Annotated in this window: 21 protein-coding genes and 4 tRNA genes; 17 read left to right on the top strand and 8 right to left on the bottom strand. The window is 41.1% G+C overall.

The genetic code is table 11. The features are described 5' to 3' along the window. Positions 1-7 precede the first annotated feature (7 nt). The 6 genes from ACO6S2_RS18090 to ACO6S2_RS18115 all read left to right on the top strand — a co-directional run bounded on the left by ACO6S2_RS18090 (position 8) and on the right by ACO6S2_RS18115 (position 3,499). Positions 8-1,297 carry an MFS transporter gene (locus tag ACO6S2_RS18090; RefSeq protein ID WP_422359969.1) on the top strand — a complete coding sequence of 430 codons (1,290 nt, stop codon included), beginning with the start codon at positions 8-10 and terminating at the stop codon, positions 1,295-1,297. Further along, positions 1,294-2,637 carry a 1-acyl-sn-glycerol-3-phosphate acyltransferase gene (locus tag ACO6S2_RS18095; RefSeq protein WP_422359970.1) on the top strand — a complete coding sequence of 448 codons (1,344 nt, stop codon included), beginning with the start codon at positions 1,294-1,296 and terminating at the stop codon, positions 2,635-2,637. The genes ACO6S2_RS18090 and ACO6S2_RS18095 overlap by 4 nt, the downstream gene beginning before the upstream one ends. A 4-nt stretch (positions 2,638-2,641) precedes the next feature. Next, entirely contained in the window at positions 2,642-2,983 is a 342-nt protein-coding gene (arsC, locus tag ACO6S2_RS18100) for an arsenate reductase (glutaredoxin) (protein ID WP_422359971.1), read from the top strand. Between the two features lie 207 nt (positions 2,984-3,190). After that, a tRNA-Ser gene (locus ACO6S2_RS18105) sits at positions 3,191-3,277 on the top strand. A gap of 36 nt (positions 3,278-3,313) precedes the next feature. After that, positions 3,314-3,387, top strand: a tRNA-Arg gene (locus ACO6S2_RS18110). A 38-nt stretch (positions 3,388-3,425) separates the two neighbouring features. Beyond that, positions 3,426-3,499: transfer RNA gene (locus ACO6S2_RS18115), tRNA-Pro, on the top strand. A 103-nt stretch (positions 3,500-3,602) separates the two neighbouring features. On the opposite strand, the gene ACO6S2_RS18120 is transcribed toward ACO6S2_RS18115, so the two are convergent. Next, positions 3,603-4,073 carry a hypothetical protein gene (locus ACO6S2_RS18120; protein ID WP_422359972.1) on the bottom strand — a complete coding sequence of 157 codons (471 nt, stop codon included), beginning with the start codon at positions 4,071-4,073 and terminating at the stop codon, positions 3,603-3,605. 278 nt (positions 4,074-4,351) lie between these two features. Here ACO6S2_RS18120 and ffh point away from each other — a divergent pair, with 278 nt between their 5' ends. Next, the gene (gene ffh / locus ACO6S2_RS18125) at positions 4,352-5,680 is read left to right on the top strand and encodes a signal recognition particle protein (protein WP_422359973.1); all 1,329 of its coding nucleotides are present in this window, start codon (positions 4,352-4,354) and stop codon (positions 5,678-5,680) included. Between the two features lie 3 nt (positions 5,681-5,683). After that, positions 5,684-6,370, top strand: coding sequence for a methyltransferase (locus ACO6S2_RS18130; RefSeq protein WP_422359974.1), 687 nt, complete (start codon positions 5,684-5,686; stop codon positions 6,368-6,370). Here the strand turns inward: ACO6S2_RS18130 and ACO6S2_RS18135 are convergent. The 4 genes from ACO6S2_RS18135 to ACO6S2_RS18150 form a co-directional block, all read right to left on the bottom strand. Further along, positions 6,357-7,697, bottom strand: coding sequence for an MATE family efflux transporter (locus ACO6S2_RS18135; protein WP_422359975.1), 1,341 nt, complete (start codon positions 7,695-7,697; stop codon positions 6,357-6,359). The two genes, ACO6S2_RS18130 and ACO6S2_RS18135, sit on opposite strands and share 14 nt — an antisense overlap. A 36-nt stretch (positions 7,698-7,733) precedes the next feature. Beyond that, positions 7,734-8,297 carry an NUDIX domain-containing protein gene (locus ACO6S2_RS18140; protein WP_422362456.1) on the bottom strand — a complete coding sequence of 188 codons (564 nt, stop codon included), beginning with the start codon at positions 8,295-8,297 and terminating at the stop codon, positions 7,734-7,736. 55 nt (positions 8,298-8,352) lie between these two features. Then, positions 8,353-8,949, bottom strand: coding sequence for a TIGR00645 family protein (locus ACO6S2_RS18145; RefSeq protein ID WP_422359976.1), 597 nt, complete (start codon positions 8,947-8,949; stop codon positions 8,353-8,355). 131 nt (positions 8,950-9,080) lie between these two features. Next, positions 9,081-9,494, bottom strand: coding sequence for an RDD family protein (locus tag ACO6S2_RS18150; RefSeq protein WP_422359977.1), 414 nt, complete (start codon positions 9,492-9,494; stop codon positions 9,081-9,083). A 100-nt stretch (positions 9,495-9,594) separates the two neighbouring features. On the opposite strand from ACO6S2_RS18150, the gene ACO6S2_RS18155 reads away from it, so the two are divergent. Together ACO6S2_RS18155 and ACO6S2_RS18160 are read left to right on the top strand one after the other, a co-directional pair. Beyond that, complete coding sequence (locus ACO6S2_RS18155) at positions 9,595-10,608, top strand: SRPBCC family protein (protein WP_422359978.1); 1,014 nt, start codon at positions 9,595-9,597, stop codon at positions 10,606-10,608. A gap of 82 nt (positions 10,609-10,690) precedes the next feature. After that, entirely contained in the window at positions 10,691-12,073 is a 1,383-nt protein-coding gene (locus ACO6S2_RS18160) for a sodium-dependent transporter (RefSeq protein ID WP_422359979.1), read from the top strand. 2 nt (positions 12,074-12,075) lie between these two features. On the opposite strand, the gene ACO6S2_RS18165 is transcribed toward ACO6S2_RS18160, so the two are convergent. From ACO6S2_RS18165 to ACO6S2_RS18175, 3 genes are all read right to left on the bottom strand, one after another. Beyond that, on the bottom strand, positions 12,076-12,930 hold the full coding sequence (locus ACO6S2_RS18165; RefSeq protein ID WP_422359980.1) for a transglutaminase-like domain-containing protein: 855 nt from the start codon (positions 12,928-12,930) through the stop codon (positions 12,076-12,078). Positions 12,931-13,031: 101 nt separating this feature from the next. Then, positions 13,032-14,660, bottom strand: coding sequence for an acyl-CoA carboxylase subunit beta (locus tag ACO6S2_RS18170; RefSeq protein WP_422359981.1), 1,629 nt, complete (start codon positions 14,658-14,660; stop codon positions 13,032-13,034). A gap of 78 nt (positions 14,661-14,738) precedes the next feature. Then, positions 14,739-15,530 (bottom strand): DUF4344 domain-containing metallopeptidase, encoded by a 792-nt coding sequence (locus ACO6S2_RS18175; protein ID WP_422359982.1) that lies wholly within the window; start codon positions 15,528-15,530, stop codon positions 14,739-14,741. Between the two features lie 70 nt (positions 15,531-15,600). Here ACO6S2_RS18175 and ACO6S2_RS18180 point away from each other — a divergent pair, with 70 nt between their 5' ends. The 7 genes from ACO6S2_RS18180 (at position 15,601) to ACO6S2_RS18210 (ending at position 21,449) form a co-directional block, all read left to right on the top strand. Further along, complete coding sequence (locus ACO6S2_RS18180) at positions 15,601-16,008, top strand: acyl-CoA thioesterase (protein WP_422359983.1); 408 nt, start codon at positions 15,601-15,603, stop codon at positions 16,006-16,008. Next, on the top strand, positions 16,005-16,967 hold the full coding sequence (locus ACO6S2_RS18185; RefSeq protein ID WP_422359984.1) for a YihY/virulence factor BrkB family protein: 963 nt from the start codon (positions 16,005-16,007) through the stop codon (positions 16,965-16,967). Before ACO6S2_RS18180 ends, ACO6S2_RS18185 begins: the two co-directional genes overlap by 4 nt. Before the next feature lie 90 nt (positions 16,968-17,057). Further along, positions 17,058-17,142 (top strand) — tRNA-Ser (locus ACO6S2_RS18190). A gap of 574 nt (positions 17,143-17,716) precedes the next feature. Further along, positions 17,717-18,805 carry a helix-turn-helix domain-containing protein gene (locus ACO6S2_RS18195; protein WP_422359985.1) on the top strand — a complete coding sequence of 363 codons (1,089 nt, stop codon included), beginning with the start codon at positions 17,717-17,719 and terminating at the stop codon, positions 18,803-18,805. Positions 18,806-18,983: 178 nt separating this feature from the next. Continuing rightward, positions 18,984-20,405, top strand: a complete 1,422-nt coding sequence (locus ACO6S2_RS18200; RefSeq protein WP_422359986.1) for a lipase family protein — start codon at positions 18,984-18,986, stop codon at positions 20,403-20,405. A 34-nt stretch (positions 20,406-20,439) separates the two neighbouring features. Beyond that, a complete protein-coding gene (locus tag ACO6S2_RS18205) occupies positions 20,440-20,874 on the top strand; it encodes an N-acetyltransferase (RefSeq protein ID WP_422359987.1) in 435 nt (144 codons plus the stop codon). Next, positions 20,871-21,449 carry an SRPBCC family protein gene (locus tag ACO6S2_RS18210; RefSeq protein WP_422359988.1) on the top strand — a complete coding sequence of 193 codons (579 nt, stop codon included), beginning with the start codon at positions 20,871-20,873 and terminating at the stop codon, positions 21,447-21,449. Before ACO6S2_RS18205 ends, ACO6S2_RS18210 begins: the two co-directional genes overlap by 4 nt. The last annotated feature ends 160 nt before the right edge of the window (positions 21,450-21,609 follow it).

A 21,609-nucleotide genomic window follows, 5' to 3' on the forward strand; every position in this document is an offset into this window, starting at 1 on the left:
TCAGGCCATGATTCTAAACGACAAAAAGACGATCAACGCCTGGTGTTCGTATGACTGGGCCAATTCAGTATACAACCTTATCGTAACTACGGCCATTTTTCCCATCTACTACAATAGTGCTACGAAAGCAGCCTTTGATGGCGATGTGGTAAGTTTTTTCGGTTTTTCGATTAATAGCTCAGTTCTATATTCATACGCTATCTCCTTTTCTTTTTTGATAGCAGTGATTCTCTACCCTATTTTATCCGGTGTTGCGGATTACCGAGGCTCTAAGAAGGCCTTTATGAGATTCTTTACCTATTTGGGTTCTTTAGCTTGTATTGGGCTGTTCTTCTTTGAAGGCAGCAACATTGAATACGGTATTTTGTTAGCCATCACCGCCAGTTTAGGATACGCTTCCTCAGTCGTTTTTTACAATGCTTTTCTTCCTGAAATAGCCAGTGAAGACCAAATGGACAGAGTAAGTGCCAGAGGGTTTTCAATGGGATATATTGGCAGTGTACTGCTATTAATTGTCAGCTTAGTTTTAGTATCCATTCCAGAGACTTTTGGATTTGACGGTGCAGGCAGTGCCACCCGATTCGTGTTCTTATTGGTGGGTATTTGGTGGTTTGGCTTTGCTCATATCGCCTTCGCCGCCCTGGAGGACAAGCGCTCCCATGGAAAGATCACAGGAGAAGTGTTGCGATCAGGGTTCAACGAACTCAAAAAAGTATTCGGCAGTCTCAAAGAAAATGTCAATTCTATTCGTTTCTTGTACTCATTCTTTTTTTACAGTATGGGAGTACAGACTGTTATGCTATTGGCTCCTCTTTTTGCAGCAGAAGAAATCGGCATGGAATCCAGTGAAATGATAATTGTGATATTAATCATTCAATTGGTAGCTGTAGGTGGGGCTTATTTGTTTGCCTCCATATCTGATAAAAAAGGTAACAAAATGTCAATTTCCCTAGCCATTGCCATCTGGTTTGCAATTTGTATTCTTGCCTATTTTATTGGGGATAAAACTGTGTTTTATGGATTAGCTGGATTACTTGGTCTGGTAATGGGCGGCATTCAATCGATTTCCAGATCTACTTATTCTAAGTTGATCCCAGAAGGAACAAAAGATACCGCGTCTTATTTCAGCTTCTATGACGTCACAGAAAAGTTTGCCATTGTATTAGGAACCATGGGCTTTGGATACATCCTTCAGCTCACTGGCACCATGAGAAACTCCATGCTATTCATGGGATTGTTTTTCGTTATAGGGTTTATCATTCTATCAAGAGCAAAACTGAATAAAGGAACCGCTTGATCTACAACTTTCTCAAAATAATAGTCAAAGTAGCCCTTCGGATATTTTTCCGAAAGGTATCGATTCATAAAGCTATCGAGCTGCCGACTAACGGTCCGCTGATCATTGTTGGTAATCACCCCAATACCTTTATGGACCCATTGATTCTCGCTACGCTCTTTAAGCAGCGAGTGGGGTTTCTTGGCAACGCTTCAATATTTGTTAATGGAATAGTCAACACCATATTCGCCTATTTCAGAGTCATTCCGGTCTACAGAGACAAGGATGTAGCTCCAGGAGAGAAAATAGACAACGAAAAAACCTTTCGAGATTGTTACAAATTTCTGGAAGACAGCAATTCATTGATGCTCTTTCCAGAAGGAACCAGCTACCACGAATTGAAGCTCCGGAAAATCAAAACTGGAGGTGCTCGTATTGCACTAAGTGTAGAACAAAAAAATGACTTCGATTTGGGTGTAAAAATCATCCCTATCGGACTGTACTATAGTAACCCATCGAAATTCAGAAGTAAGATCTATGTGAACTCCGGGGAGCTTATTGATGTCAAAGACTTTAGGGAGGTTTATCAAAAGGACGAGGTAGCAGGGGTTCAGGCTTTAACACAGAGAATTAAGGAGGCACTGGAGAGCCTGACTATTACAACTGAAGACAAAGAACAGGAGGACCTTTTCTTCAAGATTAAAAGAATCTATAAAGATCAATTGATCAAACGGTTAGATAGTAAAGAGGAGGAATTTCAGCTGACCAAAGAGATCGCAAATGCCATTCAATACTTCAAAGTTTCATTTCCAAATAAGTTTGAGACAATAAAAACCAAGATTGATAGATGCAGTCAGCTACTCGATGAATTTCAAACGACTGCCAGTAGAACAAAACCACTCCAAAGCAGGTTGAAAAAAATGAGTATTTTGGTTTCTGGCTCACTTTATTTGATAGCAGGCTTCCCCATATACGTCTATGGAATGATTCAAAATTTACTCCCATTTAGGGCGCCCTATTGGTTAGCTAAAACATTCACTAAAGAAGTAGAATATTATGCACCGATCATGATGAGTTTGGGTATTGTTATCTTCCCAGCCTATTATGGCTTATCTTTTTTTATTTTCGATTCAAAGGTATCATCCAACCCTTTAACCATCAGTTTGTATTTAGCTTCCCTCCCGCTATCAGGATATTATGTTCTTCACTACTACAGCTTCTTTCGTTCAGGTCTGTCGTTTCTTAAAATTCACAATTTTATCAACCCCAAAAAGGACTTACTAAAAGAGCTTGAAGAATTGAAAGTTTCTATTTTTGAAGAACTGGATCAGGCCAGAGACATATATCTAAAAAGACTGTAATGAAATGACCAAAATATATCATAATCCCAGATGCACTAAGAGTAGACAAACGCTCGCCCTACTTGAAGAGAAAAACGAAGAAATTGAAATAGTAGAGTATCTAAAGACGAATCCTACCAAACAAGAAATCACCGAGCTGGTGAGTATGCTTGGCATCAAGCCGCTCGAGTTGATACGGAAGGGAGAAAAAATTTTCAAAGAAGAATTCAAAGGCAAAGAATTAAGTGATGCGGAATGGATAGATGCCATGGTTGCCCACCCAATACTCATCGAACGACCGGTAGTAGTGAAAAATGGAAAAGCCGCTATTGGACGTCCCATAGAAAACGTAATTGACATTCTATAAAGGAGAAATACCCCTTTCGAATTGAGCGAAAATTGGCATTTCAGAAAATATTTCAATTTTCTAAGGCTTTTTTTAAATAGCCGTTGGAGTTCTAAAATATGTTATGCTATATTTGCATCTCGTTTTTGAGGAGCACCAAAAAAACGAGGGGAAAAACGTTCCGAAGAGATGAGATTTCGATCCATTTCTTGTAGTTTGGTATCCACTGGAGAGGTGGGTGAGTGGCTGAAACCACATGTTTGCTAAACATGCGTGCGAGAAATCGTACCGGGGGTTCGAATCCCCCTCTCTCCGCAAAAAGAGAAGAAAAAGTCTTCTTAGAATATTGATGGTCTGCTAGCTCAACTGGATAGAGCAACTGCCTTCTAAGCAGTAGGTTTCAGGTTCGAGTCCTGAGCGGATCACAAAAGATTGCCAATAATACCGGTGGCAATTTATAGTTCGGGATGTAGCGCAGTCCGGTAGCGCACCTGGTTTGGGACCAGGGGGTCCCAGGTTCGAATCCTGGTATCCCGACTTCGAAAAGCTCAGCATTTTGCTGGGCTTTTTTCGTTTGAGGAGAGTAAAAACAAAAAAACCGAAGCGCTCACCTCGGTTTTATTTACTATTTGTGAATATTCTATTGTTCGATCTTGACCATATACACCGCTGCATCATCATCAAGGGGTCGCCCATCTTCATAGGCTACCAATACACCGTCTTCAAAGATCCAGTATTCATCATCTCCCATTTGGAAAGAATCAGAATCATCTATAAATAATTCTCCTCTTCCATTGATATACCATTCAGAATACTCAACTTCTTCTTCTCCAAAGGCTGATACATAAATTCGGCATTCATGATTATCACGAAATTCGAGCTCGATATCTATTTCATCTAATATGCCTTCCACTAGATTTCCGGTAGCTCGAAGAATTAGTCTTGCAAATGCGTTGTCTTCGTCATCTAGTTCTTGCTCGAAAACATCTTCGTCCAAAGAAATTTTCATTTTCCATACACCTTCGAGGTCACGCTCGCGTACCCTTCCGTTTTGCGCATCGACCGACTGAAATCCTATCAATAAGCCAATAAGTAATATGAGTTTGTTCATGAGTTTTTGATTTTAGTATTATGTTATACAAGGTACAATCTTTTATATAATACTGCATGGAGATTAAAAAGTTACAAAGTGATCAAAAATAAATTTCCTAAAGAGTATTGCAGAACATTCAATCATTCCCTTTCGATCATTGCAAGGGAATCATTAGCTTTGCGGAATAATTACATGGAGTCCATGTGACAATTACACAAAAACTGCTTTCAATAGCTTTCGTACTTGTTCTTAGCATGGTATCCCAATTAGACTCTTTATAATACGAATCAAGAATTATGTTTGATAATCTTAGTGTAAAGCTCGACAAGGCCTTCAAAACACTGAAGGGACAGGGAAGGATAACTGAAATTAACGTGGCTACCACCGTCAAAGAAATTAGACGAGCATTGATCGATGCCGATGTTAACTTCAAAGTAGCGAAGGAGGTCACTGATTCCATCAAAGAAAAAGCACTTGGTCAGGATGTATTAATTGCAGTTTCTCCAGGGCAATTACTAACAAAAATTGTTTCTGAAGAGTTAACAGAATTGATGGGTGGTAGTAGTGAGGAAATTAACCTCAAAGGCGACCCAAACGTCATTCTAATTTCAGGTCTTCAGGGTTCGGGTAAAACTACTTTTTCAGGCAAACTTGCTCGCCACCTCAAAGCGCAAAATAGAAACGTCCTGCTTGTAGCATGTGACATTTACCGTCCTGCGGCGATAGATCAGTTGAAAGTGCTGGGAGAGCAAATCGAGGTCGATGTATATGCAGAACCTGAAAATAAGGACGCGTTAAAAATTGCCAAAAACGCACTTAAGTACGCTAAAGAAAATAACAAAAAAACCATCATCGTCGATACTGCAGGTCGTCTTGCAGTAGATGAACAAATGATGAATGAGATCGAGGCGCTCAAAAAAGGCCTCAATCCGGCCGAAACACTTTTTGTGGTGGATTCGATGACAGGTCAGGATGCAGTAAATACTGCCAAAACCTTTAACGATCGACTAGACTTCAACGGTGTGGTATTGACCAAGTTAGATGGTGACACACGTGGTGGAGCTGCCCTGACTATCCGCAAGGTGGTGGATAAGCCAATCAAATTCATCAGTTCTGGAGAGAAGATGGATGCCTTGGACGTATTCCATCCAGACAGAATGGCCAATAGAATTCTAGGCATGGGTGATGTGGTTTCTTTGGTAGAGAAAGCACAAAACACTTTTGACGAAGAAGAGGCTAAGAGAATTCAAAAGAAAATTCGAAAGAATCAATTCGGATTTGATGATTTCCTATCCCAACTAGAACAAATCAAGAAAATGGGTAACCTCAAAGACTTGATGGGCATGATCCCAGGTGTAGGCAAAGCCATTAAAGACATTGACATAGACGACGACTCCCTGAAGCCAATAGAGGCGATCATTAAATCAATGACTACCAAAGAAAGAGAAGAGCCAGACATCCTTAATGGTAGTCGTAAGCAGCGTATTGCCAAAGGTAGCGGTACCTCTATCCAGGAAGTCAATCAATTACTCAAGCAGTTTGACCAGATGCGTAAAATGATGAAGACCATGAACAAAATGGGCGGAGCCAAAAGAGCACTATCTGGAATGAACATGTTCAAATAGACTTTGAAAGACGTACACGGCGAAGCCATATTTGACTTTTATAAAGGCGATCATTCGGTCGTCCTGAAAACATACAACTCTTATGGCGAGCCAGAAGAAATGCCTGTAGAGGTTTTCTTCAGAGATCATCAAGACTTTACGGATCTCGAAAATCTTGCCATCACCTCATGCGAGGGCAAAATTCTGGATGTAGGCGCAGGTGCAGGTGCTCATGCACTTTTTATGCAGGCATTTGAAATGGACGCTACTGCCCTGGAAAACTCACCAGGATGCATTGAAACGCTGCGCCATTCAGGAATGGAAAAGATTGTAGAAGAAGACTTTTTTGCTCACAAAGGGAAATACGACACCTTACTACTTCTAATGAATGGCCTGGGCCTCGCAGGAAAACTAGACGGACTCCCCTATTTTTTCAAGCATTGTGAAAAGCTCTTGAATAAAGGTGGTCAGTTAATTTTAGATTCATCGGACATTTCATATTTGTACGAAGATGGCCTCAAAAAGCCGGATCACTATTTTGGCGAAATACAGTACCAATACGAGTACAAAGACAAAAAAGGCGATTGGTTTGATTGGCTATATGTGGACCAAGAACTACTTATCAAAGAAACTGATAATCTTGGACTAAAAACAGAGATACTACTCACGGATGAGTTTGATCAATACCTAGCCAAAATCACCGGCTTTTAAGGATATATCGGTTAGACAAAACATGAAATCTAGCCAAGTGCAAAATAGCTGCCAGCGTAAGACCTACTAATAATGCTATCCATACCCCTTTGGCTCCCCAGTCTAAATAAATACCAAACAGATACCCCAATGGAATTGCCATAAACCAATAAGCGAACAAGGTCACATAAGTAGGCACCTTTACATCGGCAATACCTCGCAATACTCCCAGCCCAACTGCCTGCACACCATCTGAAATTTGGAAGAATGCCGCAATAATCAATAGGCTACCAGCCATTTCTATCACCGCCGGCTCGTTGATATACCAGGTAGGCAAATAGGTATTGCCAAATATAAATCCAGCACCAAAAAAGGCCATCATGATAGCCGCCATAGCAAAACAAGTCAAACCGGCCGTCCGGAGAGTTGGGTAGTCTTTTCTACCCAATTGGTTACCCGTACGAATGGCTCCAGCAGCCGAAATACCCGTAGCGATCATATAGGTAATGGCAGACAAGTTCAGTGCTATCTGGTGTGCAGCCAGTGCCTCTGCACCCATCCAACCGACCATCACTGCAGCCATACTGAATGCTCCTATTTCAAATATATACTGCAAGCCTGATGGTACACCAATATTCAGTATTCTACGCATCACAAATGGTCGCAACTTAATCTTTGACCAGAGTATCACATATCTTCTCAATGGCTTATAACTCAATACAAAGACCGCCATTGCCACCGCCATTATGATTCTCGAAATCAGACTGGCCCAACCTGCACCAACCAGACCTAGTTCAGGCATTCCTAACTCACCGTAGATCAATCCATAGTTAAAGAATACATTCAAAATATTACCAGAAACAGAAATGTACATTGCCTGACGTGTCATGGATAAGCCTTCTGCAAATTGCCGGAAAGCTTGGAACACCATAAGTGGGATAAGGCTAAACACCAAAGTATTGAAGTATGGCAGTGCCCCAGCCAATACCTCAGGGTCCTGATCTAACAGAAACAATGACTGACCAATAACCAACCCCACTAGCATGAGCAATACTCCCAACGCTGAATTGAGATATACGCCATGTTTGAAGAATTTAGCTCCAGTTCGCTTGTCGTTCGCTCCATCTGCAGAAGCAATTAATGGAGTCATTCCATAAGAGACTCCAAGACCAAAAAGCATGATCACAGAAAACACACTATTCGCTAATGAAACAGAGGCCAATGGCACTGTACCTAACCTACCCACCATCATACTATCTGCTACAGCTACTAGAATGTGTCCCATCTGGCTGAGCATTACTGGGTAAGCCAAGGTAATATTTGTTCGGAAGTGTTCTTTTAAAGTCAAGGGTTTGGGGTTAATGTTTTATCTCGTTGGTCCTAGTCAAAGCTTTCCTTCATCAATTAATAATTTCGTTTTCAGCAAGCCTGCGATACTTAAGCTATCTGTAACTTCATTATTCATCACCAGCCTAACGGCATCTTCCAACTTGAGTTTTCTTATTTTCAAATCTTCCGTTTCTTCAAACGATGTTTCTCCATGTGCTAAACCTCTCGCTACAAAAACAAACCCCTCCTCATCAGTTGCAGAATTGGAAGTGTGTATGCGTAAAATGTTATCCCAACGATCAGCAGAAATACCTGTTTCTTCTTTGAGCTCCCTTTGAGCAGACGACAATATATCATCTTCCAATAGTCCTCCTCCCATTGGAATTTCCCAGGAGTATTCATCCAAGGTATATCGATATTGACCTACCAACCAGGTATTCATTTCCTCATCCAAAGGCACTATGCCTAAAGCTTTATTCTTAAAATGTACTTTTCCATAAATCCCTTCATTCCCAGATGGATTTAGCACCTGATGTTCCTCCACAGTGATCCAGGGATTGTCATAAACTTCCTTTCCTGATACTTTTTTCCATGGGTTCTTTGCCTCGTCGTTTTTCATAGCCATAAAAAAAGTCCCGATAAATCGGGACTTCAATTTTTTCAGTTAGAAAATATTAAACTTCCTCTTTATGTTCTTCTTCTTGTTCTTCCTCTTCTTCATGACCGTGACCAGTTAATCCATGAGGATAAGAATGAATGATTTTTTCAGTATATCCTAGCAATAGCGCGGAGAAGATGAATACCATGTGAATAACAATTTCAATGATAATTCCCTCGGAACCGGCTTTCTCTGCTGCTTCCCTATAGTTTACAAATGTTTTCAATAATTGTACCCCAGAAATAGAAGCCAAAGAAGTGGCCAATTTAATTTTCAGCATTCCCGCATCCAAGCCCTCTAACCATAGCGGTTTGTCGTCATGCATTTCTACATCAATCTTACTGGTAAAAATCGAGTACCCTCCAATGGTCACCATCACAACTAGATTCATTACCATGGAAATATCCACCAAACTCAAAAGCGTAAGCATGACCTTTGACTCTATGTCTCCACCCACTACTTGGTGGTACATATGGACTAACTCCTGAAAGAATTTCCACATGTATAAGAACGCGCCAATAATCAGGCCGCCATACATGGGCGCTTGGACCCATCTACTCCAAAAAATAAAACCTTCAAAGAAATTCTCAAATCTGTCAAAAAAACTTTTCATACCTGATCTATGCTAATGCGAATTGGTTTTCATACCGTTTAATAACAAGTGCTAAAATTAAAATTAATTTCCATACTGCACAGGGAATAAGGCACATTTTTTAGCTCCACCGTACTAATTATGAGTTTTACCTATTTCTTTTCAGGATTACTCCTATCTACAACATAGGTTTTGGCTAAAACATCATGCAACCCCTTTCTATCTCTTCGGAAGTAAATCATAAAGAAACCACCAAAAAATAGAATTAAAGACAGATATTTTGTGATAATTCGGAGCAAGGCCCTACCAAAAGACAGACGGCTTCCGCTAGCATCCATAACTTGAATATTTGCATACTTTTTCCCCACTGTGGCTTGCCAACTCGAACTCTCCAATGCCGCATGGTAGACACAAACAAACACGAAGACAACACTCCAAAAAGTCACATTATCCGTTAGCAAAAAGGACAACGGCACCATCATCATTAGAAATACTAAAAAATCGATATTGAAAGCAGACAAACGCTGAGGAAATGTGGCAAACTTAGTTTTTGAAGAGATGCTCATGCTGTAGTTAAGAAATGATAGTACTTATCCCACCTTTAACGGGTTTTGAACGGAAATCACATTTTAGTATCTTGTCCGAACAAAACTAAAACACTAAACTATGAAAATACTAAAAACAGCGCTTTTGGTAGTGGTCATTTTATTGGCCCTGCTAGCAGTTATCGGGCTACTCATACCCAGTGAGGTAACACTGAATCGAGAAATCACCATCAATGCAAGTCCGCAATCCGTTTATGAGGAGATTTCTAGTTTGAAGAGATTCAATAAATGGTCACCTTGGTACCGAATCGATCCTGAAGGCACTACTTATACATTTAATGGTCCTGATTCAGGTGTGGGAAACAAAATGGAATGGGCAAGTGATCACGATGAAGTAGGCACTGGATCTCAAGAAATTATAGAGGCCCTGGAAGGACAAAAAATCAGATCTGAAATGTACTTTGGTGGATTTGATGATCCTGGCTATGCAGATTTATTACTGGAGGAAACTGATGGGGGCACCAAAGTTACCTGGACCTTTGAAGGAAACATGGGAAACAACCCTATGTTCAAACTAATGGGCTTGATGATGGAATCCATGTTGGGACCTACCTACGAAGAAGGATTGGCCAACCTAAAAGAAAGAGTGGAGTCTAAGCCATTGTTCTCTGTTGAGATTAATGAAATCAATGTAGAACCCATCAACTATCTAGCTATCAGGGAAACTTTTGATACCACCAAACCTGAAACTATAGGCCCAAGAATGGGAGAACTATATGGTCAGCTATTAGGCTATATTAACGCCAATGGTGTCATGGGTGCTGGACAGCCGATGTCTGTGTATATAGACTATAGTGATACAGGTTGGACGGCAGACATAGCCATACCCGTTGCTGACACTGGTGAAGTAAGCGATGAAAGCATTATGGCGGGTCAAACCGTGTCAGGAAAAGTTGTACAAGGCATCCATATGGGTGATTATCACAAACTGGATGATACACACAAACAACTTCAAGCTTACATGCAATTCAACGAACTAGAAGCTAACGGTAATGGCTACGAGGTGTATGTAACGGACCCAACACAAGCTGATACCGCACAATGGAGAACGGAGGTTTTTTATCCAATTAAATAATTAAATTTATGACAACTATAAAAGCCATCCCGATAAGGATCGAGATGGCTTTTTTATTACATTCTAATTAATCACATATTACATGGCTGTAAGAGGAAATTTTTCAAGTAGAATAGGATTTATAGCTGCAGCAGCAGGTTCCGCTGTCGGGCTCGGCAATATATGGGGATTCCCGTATGAAGCCGGTGCTGGAGGCGGCGCCATCTTTGTATTAGTTTATCTCTTCTTCTGTTTTGCGCTTTGTTTTCCTGTCATGCTCTCCGAGCTAGCCATTGGCAGAAAGTCTGGACGAAATGCTGTAGGTGCTTTCGAAGCACTAGGTCACAAAAAATGGAACTTTATTGGTAAGCTGGGAGTGCTCAGTGGCGTCCTTATCCTCTCCTTTTATAATGTAATTGCCGGTTGGGCATTTGGCTACACGTTCGAAATGGCAGCTGGAAATTTTGAAGTAACCGAACATTTTAGAGCATACACTACGGATATCTTCGCAGTAGGGAGTTATGGCTTGTTATTTATGATTGCCACGGCATTTATTGTTTCAAAGGGTGTATCAGGCGGCATTGAGAAAGCTGCTAAAATATTGATGCCCTCTCTCATCATCATGATGTTTTCGCTGATTATTTATTCTTTGTTTCTCCCGAATGCCATGGCTGGAATCAAATTTTTTCTATTACCAGATTTTAGCAAACTGACACCCAATGTGGTATTCAACGCCATGGGACAAGCGTTTTTCTCTCTATCCTTAGGCATGGGGACTTTCATTACCTACGGAAGCTATATCAAAAAAGACGATAATTTGGTTGGTTCAGCTGCTTTAATCACCTTGACAGATGTCGGCATAGCCATTACAGCTGGTTTAATGATCTTTCCATTAATCGGTTTCATAAGTGACGGGTCACTTTCTGGAGTGGGTCGAGGGCCAGAGCTTATCTTCGTTACCCTTCCACATATTTTCGGAGAAATAGGACCTACTGCTGGTGCCATCGTGGGGATGGTATTTTTTCTATTGCTCTGTTTTGCAGCACTTACTTCTACAGTTTCATTGCTAGAGGTCCCTGTGTCTTATGTAGTAGATGAATTTAAACTTTCAAGAAAAAAGGCAGCTTGGTTGATGTCCGGAATTATCTATCTCATAGGAATTCCATCTCTGCTGGGCAACGGTTACTCATCCTATTTCACGGAATTTATCACCTATATAGGCGCTGATCAACCGACGGATTTCCTCTCTTTTATTGTCAATGTAGCCAATGATTCTTTTCTACCATTAGGAGGAGCATTTATGGTGTTTTTTGCCGTTCATATTTGGAAGAAGGAAAACCTGGAAGCCGAAATAGCTGTCGGCTTTGAAAATTATGAAAACTCCTGGGTTAGAAAGTACTTACGATTTGTGATGCCTGTGTTGCTTCCCGGCACTCTGTTCGTCATTTTTAGTATGATCGTATTGTCTACGTTTTTCGGATTCTAAATTTAGTAGCTCATTTCGTCTACAGACTGAAGAAGCATTTTGATATCATCGGCCTTTTTGTATTCACCTAATTTTTCAAAAGATGAGATTAGATTTCTCAAGGCGCGTGCTACAATATCCACATGGCTACACGGTTGGTAGTAAATGTCATTCTTCTCCAGCTTCAACTGATCAATGTAGTTGTTGATATCATCTGTCGTAAAAATGATGCCATTGTTAAACACATTGATGTAAAACTGGGTGTCTTCCGTTTTATAAGTCACAATAAACAAGTTTGGTAAATTCACCCCATAGATAGGCATCTTCAACCGTTGAGCCAATAGCATATAAACCACGCAAAGACTCAGTGGATTACCACGCTTTGATTCCAGCACCACGTTGATCATTCCATTGGCTGGCGAATGGAAATTCTTGGCATTTGGCCTAAACTTCATCTTGTTGAAAAAGACGTCATTTAACACCTTGATTTGCTCCATAGGAGACAACTCTTCAGAAAATTCGCGCCACGCATTATGATAATACTGTTCGAATTTTCTAGTTAGAAATTTCAGATTGAGATCAGGATATTGATAGTTGGCCACCAACATCATACCTTCTAAAAGATCCTCAGCACCGCTTTCCTTCCAGGCAATCAACTTTTCGCTCAATAAATCATATTGCAGATTGTGAATAATGTCCTCAATCTTTTCGCGAACACTGGGAATCAAACTGTTGTTCATCCATTCCTTTTCCAAAAATGGAATCACCTCAGTACCCAAAGAAAGTAGTTTTTCTTCGACATGTACAAGAATTTCATGATCGTCATCTTCCAATAATGAGATCAAGGCCTTGAGTTCTTTTTCGTTTATTTTCTCCAATGTTGTTGATTCAGAAACCGAAATACCAAAATAACTACTTGCTAAATTAATATACGAAAAAAGGCATTCAATTCATATCGACTTGAACAGAATAATTTGTTTTAGGTCTGAATCACCCCCACATTAAATGGCTTTTCTATAGGTGCATGATTGGCTGCTTCTATTCCACTAGAAATTATCTTTCTCGTTTCCAACGGATCTATCACACCATCCACCCAAAGTCTGGAGGCCGCATAATACGGACTTAGCTCCTCGTTGTATTTGTCAGTGATTTCTGCCAAAAATTTCTTTTGATCTTCTTCTGACACTTCTTGTCCTTTGGCTTTCATAGCCGAAATTTTGATTTGCAACAAAGTCTTAGAAGCAGAAGCTCCGCTCATTACAGCCAGTTGAGAAGTAGGCCATGCATAAATCAACCTTGGATCATAGGCCTTACCACACATCGCATAGTTACCTGCTCCATAAGAGTTTCCCAGGATGAACGTGAATTTAGGCACAACAGAATTGGCCATGGCATTTACCATCTTGGCCCCATCCTTAATAATGCCACCATGTTCAGACTTGCTCCCAACCATAAATCCACTCACATCATGTAAGAATACCAATGGTATTTTACGTTGATTGCAATTCATGATAAAACGTGCTGACTTGTCCGCAGAATCGGAGTATATCACCCCTCCCATCTGCATTTCGCCTTTTTTAGTCTTTACCACCTTACGTTGGTTGGCCACAATACCTACAGCCCAGCCGTCTACGCGTCCATATCCACAAATGATAGACTGACCATAGTCTGCCTTGTACTCTTCAAATTCAGAGTCATCCGTCATGCGTTTGATGATGTCGCGCATCTCATATGGCTTTACGCGATCTACAGGGAGCAAGCCATAGATTTCCTTTTCGTCCAATTTGGGCTTCTTTGGCTCTTCACGGTTGAACCCTGCTTTATCAAAGTCACCAATTTTATCGAATATCTTTTTGATCGCCTCCAGGCAGTCCTGATCCGTATCGTACTTATTGTCGGTTACCCCAGAGATTTCACAATGCGTAGTCGCTCCTCCTAATGTCTCATTATCAATCGTCTCCCCTATAGCTGCTTTCACCAAATAACTTCCAGCCAAAAAGATCGAGCCGGTTTTATCAACAATCATGGCTTCATCAGACATGATGGGCAAATAAGCACCACCTGCTACGCAACTTCCCATGATAGCAGCTACCTGCACAATACCCATCGAGGACATTTTGGCGTTGTTTCTAAACTGTCTACCGAAGTGCTCCTTGTCAGGAAAAATTTCATTTTGCATGGGCAAGTACACCCCTGCGCTATCTACCAAATAGATGATAGGCAGTCGGTTTTCCATAGCAATTTCCTGCGCTCGAAGATTTTTCTTGGCAGTGATTGGAAACCAGGCGCCAGCTTTTACTGTCGCATCGTTGGCTACTACTACACACTGCCTGCCTTGTACATGACCAATGCCCATGACTACACCACCCGAAGGGCAGCCACCTTGTTCGGCATACATGCCATCTCCAACGAAAGCTCCTACCTCAACAAAATCTTTCGGATCATCAACCAAATAGTCGATACGCTCCCTGGCCGTCAACTTGCCCTTAGCATGCTGCGCTTCTATCTTCTTTTCTCCTCCTCCGAGTTTTACTTTTTTGAGCTTGTTTTTCAACTGTGAAACCAGCTGTTTGTATTCGTCTTCGTTTTTGTTGAATTCTAGGTTCATGGGGTATGTTGTTTGTAACAAAAATAGAAAAACCAAACATTTAGTTCTTGTTTCCTGATACTTTTAAGACGCTGATTGTCAATTATTAAAAAAATCTCTTCGGACATGATTCCGAAGATTTCTCTCCCAAAAAGCACTTCTTTCCAAATAATATTCTTGAGCCGAAATATGCAACCAATTCAAACTTTCGACTTCTGGCTTTAACCTCAAATAAGATTTTTGTGCAAACCCATAGAGCAAGACCATCATTTTTTCGTAACGCATTTCATCAGACGGGTGAATTTGATATTTTTTATCGGGAGTGAGAGCTGATTTAGACTTAAAGTGCAAAGCACTAATCATAACAATATCCTTCCATTGACTGTCATTTCTCCACAGCATGGATAGAATAGCAAATTCGTCTGCCAGCAATTCATGCGCCTTCATGTCACTATCCATTCCCAACCCATACTGATCCATCAAAGCATGACCCATCTCATGCCAAAAAGTGAACATGGAGTTTTGATAGACACGGCGAACAAATGCTTCTTTGAACTTAGCCCTTTCGGGATAATCGTATATTTTCTGATAAAGTGATTCATAGCAAATTACGATCAATTTTTGATCTGACAAATACCTGGAATCAACAGCACCACACTCGGTGACTAAAATTTTAATATCGTTTTGCCACAGATACAAACCATTCAAATAGCTGATGGATTCGCCATAAATAAGTCTATGCTTTGACTTGAGTGCCTTGTAGACCTCAAGATATTTAGATGAGTTGGGCTTTGCGTATTCAATAGAAACTTTAGCTGCCAACAAATTACTCTGCAAGGCGAAACCTATCCAAGTGAAAAGCACCCACTTTATCCCACTATTTACTGTCAAATTGTACACCTTTGTATAAGAAAAATGCAATATATTTCGGATTCGTAGAACGAAAATACCAAAAGCCTAAATGTTTGAAGCCCAAACGCAAACCAGAGTAAGGTACTCTGAAACCGATCAGATGAAATATGTGTACTATGGCAATTATGCTATGTATTACGAAATTGGAAGAGTGGAAACACTTAGACAGCTAGGATTTTCCTATAACGAAATGGAAAAAAGTGGGGTAATGATGCCGGTCATCAATATGCAAACCAACTATTTGCAACCCGGGAAGTATGATGAGCTACTTACTATAAAGATCAAAATACCTACATTCCCAAAAGCCAGAATCTTATTTGAGTATGAAATCTTCAATGAAGCGGAAGAACTAATAAATACCGGTGAAACCACGCTGGTATTTGTAAATATGGAAAGTAACAGGCCATGTCGAGTACCTGAAACACTTGCTAAATTTTTGGAGCCTTATTTTGCATGAAAAGAAAAAACCTCCATAAACACCTCCTGTACTACGAGTGGTATCTAAACTTGATCAAGAAACTCAAATTGATCAAACTGAACAAGCGACAAACAAACTTGTACAATACGCTTGATTTGTTTTTTGAAAATACTGGTAAACATGGTCTCATCAACAAGGCTAATGGCGTGGCATTCAGTTTTACGTTGGCCATTTTCCCCTCAATTATTTTCATCTTTACACTCATCCCCTATATCCATTCGGTGATTCCGCATATCGGGACAGACAGCATCATGAACTTTCTGGCAACAGTGATGCCAAAGGCCATGTACGAAGCAGCTACGGGCACGATTCATGACATTGTAAGTAACAAACGACAAGGGTTGCTCTCTTTTGGTGCACTCCTGGCCCTGATTCTAGCCACCAACGGCATGCACAGTCTCATGGCCACTTTCAATAGCATTTACAAAACCAACGATCGTAGAGGTTTTTTAAGAACACGACTAATAGCTACTGGCCTTACACTAGTCTTGTCCTCGGTACTATTCTTTTCGATCATCTTGATGGTGATAGGAAAATTGGTACTCAACTACCTATCTACAGAAGGGTTTATTACTCAGGATTACATTATTTATTTGCTGACCGCCTTAAAGTATATGGTGATTGTCATCGCATTTTTCATTGCGATTTCAACGATCTATTACTTTGCCCCTGCTATTCACGACCGTTGGACATTCTTTTCTTCCGGGGCTGTGTTTTCAGCTGTGGCCTGCGTAGCCACTTCCTACGCCTTTTCTTATTATATCAACAACTTTTCGAATTACAATAAATTCTATGGCTCACTAGGAATGTTGATCGCATTGATGGTTTGGTTGTACTTGTTGTCACTGATATTACTGGTAGGATTTGAGTATAATGCCAGCGTTGACAGAGCAGTAGTATCGGACAAAATTGAGACAACGACGTCAATTTTTGACTGATCGAAAATATTTTCAACCTCATACTTGTCAAAAAAAATTATTATTCTACATTTGCACTCCCATTCAACGGAATGGAAATAATTACGACCTAGAGAAGTGGCAGAGTGGTCGAATGCACTGGTCTTGAAAACCAGCGTGCCGCAAGGTACCGGGGGTTCGAATCCCTCCTTCTCTGCAAGACAAAAGCCTCGTACAATGTACGAGGCTTTTTTATTTTCTAGGTGAACAAAGTAGAGCGTTAGTGAAGCAAGAAAATAAATAAGGCTACCGAGTGAAACCAGAGAAGGCTTTTGGCTTGAGCTTCCCCCAATTGGGATCAGCGAAGCTAATCCATTAAATCATCAAGCAGAGAAGTCGGGCTTACCCTACAAGCCGGCCCATCGCTAGATAGTTTCACTGAAACTATCCTTAACGCTCCGTCCCCTTCTCTGCAAGACAAAAGCCTCGTACATTGTACGGGGCTTTTTTATTTTCTAGGTGAACAAAGCAGAGCGTTAGTGAAGCAAGAAAATAAATAAGGCTACCAAGTGAAACGAGGGAAGGCTTTTGGCTTGAGCCTCCCCCAATTGGGATCAGCGAAGCTAATCCATTAAATCATCAAGCAGAGAAGTCGGGCTGGCCCTGCAGGCTGACCCACAGTAAATACCCCATCTATCGGCATTTTGCATGAAGTAGCATATCATTGTAATATGATTGCTGTAAACATCGTAGGAGCAAGTGTGTTGTGCATTATGCTTTTGTTCATATTCATGAAAAAAAGCAAAAAAAACAGCGACTATTGGTTGATAGCAGTGGTAGGTCTCCTAGCATCATATTTCATCATCGATCTGTGGATTCAACACGGCCTAAACCATACCAATCTGATCATTCGAAGTTTGCTTGCTCCTTACCTTTTCGCTTCATTTCTGACCTACGCTGCTTTACTACTGGATGAAAGCCACCAATTGAGAAAAGAATGGTGGTGGTTTGGTCTGTATGCTGTGATTTGGACCATATTTTTGTTGACAGATTTTAGTCTCTCAGACTATACACTTGTCGAGCTTGATGAAATCTATAACACGCCAACTGTTGCTAATAAAATATTTTTCCTTGCTCACGATGTCTTCAACGTCGGTGCCTTGTTTTGGCTTTTAACAAAGACCAAGGCTTATGACCAGAGCCTAAAGAATAACTATTCCGATATCACGCAAGTCAATCTCCAGTGGCTCAAAAACTTCATCTGGACTTATCTTGTGCTCAAATTTACCGTCTTTATAGCTTGGGGGGCATTGGGTTTAGGGATAGCCACAACCATTGCGGATATCCGGCCGATTTTTAATATCTGGTTTGTAGTGCTTATGATCTATTTGAGCTATCATGGTATTAGACAATACGCCGTAGCAGAATTTTATGATTATGATCCAGCCAAAGGATCGGTGATCCCGAAAGCAGGTACACCAACACAAAAATATCAATCCTCCACACTGAGCGATGAAGACCTGAATCATCTTCAAGGTCAGGTCGATCAGTTATTCAAAGAGGAATTACTTTATCTCAATACGGAATTGAAGGTGCATCACCTTGCCGAAAAACTGGAAGTCACTACACACAAGATTTCACAGACATTGAACAGTCAGGCTGGACTTACCTTCTATGATTATGTAAATCAATACCGGGTAGCGCATTTCAAAAAACTATTGACCGATCCTCAAAAACAAAACTTCACTATTCTCGGATTAGGATTTGACAGTGGCTTCAATTCTAAAGCCTCTATGAACAGAATATTCAAACAACTGGAAGGTCTCACACCAAAAGAATACCAGTCTCAATCCTCTTATTTAAGTAAAGAGGCAACATAAGCTTAATGCCCATCCCAAACATTCAAATACCATTTTCTAGTTATTAGAAAATAATGTCTCATATCACCGCATGAGTCGAATAGGGTTCATGAGCCCTCCATATTTGCTTTCAACTTATGAATCCATTGATCGCAATGGTCATTCATTTAACAAAAGTAAAGACCAAATTTTATCAATCATGAAACAACAATTTTCTATTCAATCAAGCCTTTGCATTTTTCTACTTAGCATAATCATTACCAGCTGCTCGGAAGACTCTGGAGTAGAGTTAGACAAAAGTCAGCTCAATGACAAAATCGAAGAAGGCACCCACATCCTACTGTCTAGCCAAGAAGGTGAAGCCATTGGTCAATTTCAGTCTGGATCGAAAGACCTGCTCAGCATCTCTATCGATCAAGCACAAATGATCTTGCAAGACGAAGACGTTACTCAGACAACTATTGACAACGCCTATCAAGAGCTTAATACAGCCATTGATCAATTTCGACGAAAAGGAAATTTCGAGGTACTGTCCAATTGGGTATTCCTGCGGAATTTGGCTGGCGATGACCTCTATGATTTAGTGCAATCTGATGAACCAGATATTTTTTCTATGATCGAAGGCGCATCACTCGCTGATATCAAAATCTACAAAATTGAGTACGAAACCAAAAATGTGGACGGCACGAGTATCATAGCTTCTGGTGCAGTGCTATATGCTGATCATGTCGCCAATCATCCACTGGCTTCCTTCCAACATGGCACCATATTCACTCAGGAAGACGCACCATCAAAATTCAACACCGAAAGGCTCTCAGCCGTTTTCGGAGCAGTGTTGGCAGGATCGGGCTATGCAGTCGCCATGCCAGACTATTTAGGTTTTGGAACATCGAGCCATGTACCGCACCCCTACGAACATGGGAAAACACTAGCCTCAGCTTCCTATGACATGCTTCGGGCAGCAAAAGAGTTTTATGCAGTACATCAGCAGATACTTTCCAGCAAACTCTTTATTACTGGCTACTCAGAGGGTGGGTATGCCACCATGGCGCTACACCAGCACATAGAAGCCAACTCTGACTGGTCAGTGACCATGAGTGCTCCTGCTGCTGGCGCTTACAACAAATCTGCCTTTTTCAAGGAAATGATGAACCTTACCACAGACTATGATTTCCCGGGTTCTCCGATGTGGGTTGTAGATGCGTATGACTGGATTTATGGGTTCAATAGGGATTGGGATGAGTACCTCAATGAACCTTACGCAGCCACCATGGAAAACATATCGCACCCATTTGATTTTATCTCCGCTGATCTGGCTAAAAGTCCGCAAGAGTTGTATGCAGAGTCGTACCGTAGCTCAATTATTGAAGCTACCGACGTTACCTATTTAGCAGCTATTGCCGAAAATGATTTCCACAATTGGAGCCCAAAAGCACCGATCACCTTATACTATGGCACGAAAGACAGTTGGGTATTTCCACTCAATTCTACCTCCGCCTATGAAGCCATTACGGCGAATGGTGGAAACATTGAGCTGGTGGCTTATCAAGGTGAAGATCATTTTACGTCCAGCAACATTTATGTACTAGATGTTTTTGCCCTCTTCGAATCACTCAGATAAGAATCAATACAATTAAAAAACAAAATACAAAGCAATGATTAGACCCTATAAAACAACAGATACTGATTCCATCGTCAATGTATGGTTTCAAGCCTCCTCCCTGGCCCACCCCTTTTTGGAGTCAGGTTTTATGGAGAATGAAAAAAAGAACGTCCGGGAAATCTATTTACCCAATACCGTCACCTGGGTAATCTCGTCTGATGATAAGCTGGAAGGGTTTATCAGCATGATTGGCAATGAGGTGGGTGCCATTTTTGTCCATCCGGACAAACATGGACAAGGTCTCGGCAAACAACTGATGGATCATGTGAGTGAAAGCCACCCCGAACTCGAAGTAGAGGTATTTAAGCAAAATAGAATCGGCCGAGCTTTCTATGACCGATATGGGTTTGAACCTATCGCGGAATCGGTACATGAACCCACCAATCAAAAACTAATTAGAATGAAATACAAAAAACAACAACCATGAAAAGGATGATCATATATATCATAGGCACTGTAGTAGCCGTCATCGTATCCATAGGCATCTATGGCAGTTCGCAGCCCAAACATGTGTCTGCACAGATTTTCATCAATGCACCTACCGACAAGGTTTGGGAGCTATGGTCAAAGTTCGACAACGTGGCTGACTTTGTACCAATAGTGCACGACGCGCATACCGTGGGCGAAATCACCGAAGGCTTGGGGCAAGCTAGACGGTGTAATATCGAGCCGGGCGTGTATGTAGAAGAACGAATCACCGCCTGGGAGCCAGGTAAAGCCTACGCCATGGAGGTCTATCAAAAGCAAGGGGTCCTGATTGACCAAATGCAGGTAGACTTTCAGATGAAACCTTCAGGTGACGGCACGCTGGCCTTGGTTCACATGAGCTACAAAATGCAGGGGTTGGCCGATTTTCTACCTATCTATGATATGATGAAAACACAGGCGATAGATCACCTAGTGGGCATCAAGCACTTGTCAGAGACGGGAGAAAAAATCACTACCGACCTGCTGGAAACGCTCAAAAAGAAATACTTCTCGGATTACAAATTATTACCCTAAGGTCACACTCACCTAGTCAGGTATTCAAGTTGTTGAGTAAACGCAAGTTTGGATTTGCGTAAAGTAGCAGGGCTCCGAAGGGGTTCTGCTTTTTTTGGTGTAGAAATTTGTGACCATTTAAACCCAATAGTGAAAAAATCTAGCTGTTATACCCACTGAA

It is taken from the genome of Reichenbachiella sp., assembly GCF_965233835.1.
In the GTDB taxonomy this organism is placed as follows: Bacteria; Bacteroidota; Bacteroidia; order Cytophagales; family Cyclobacteriaceae; genus Reichenbachiella.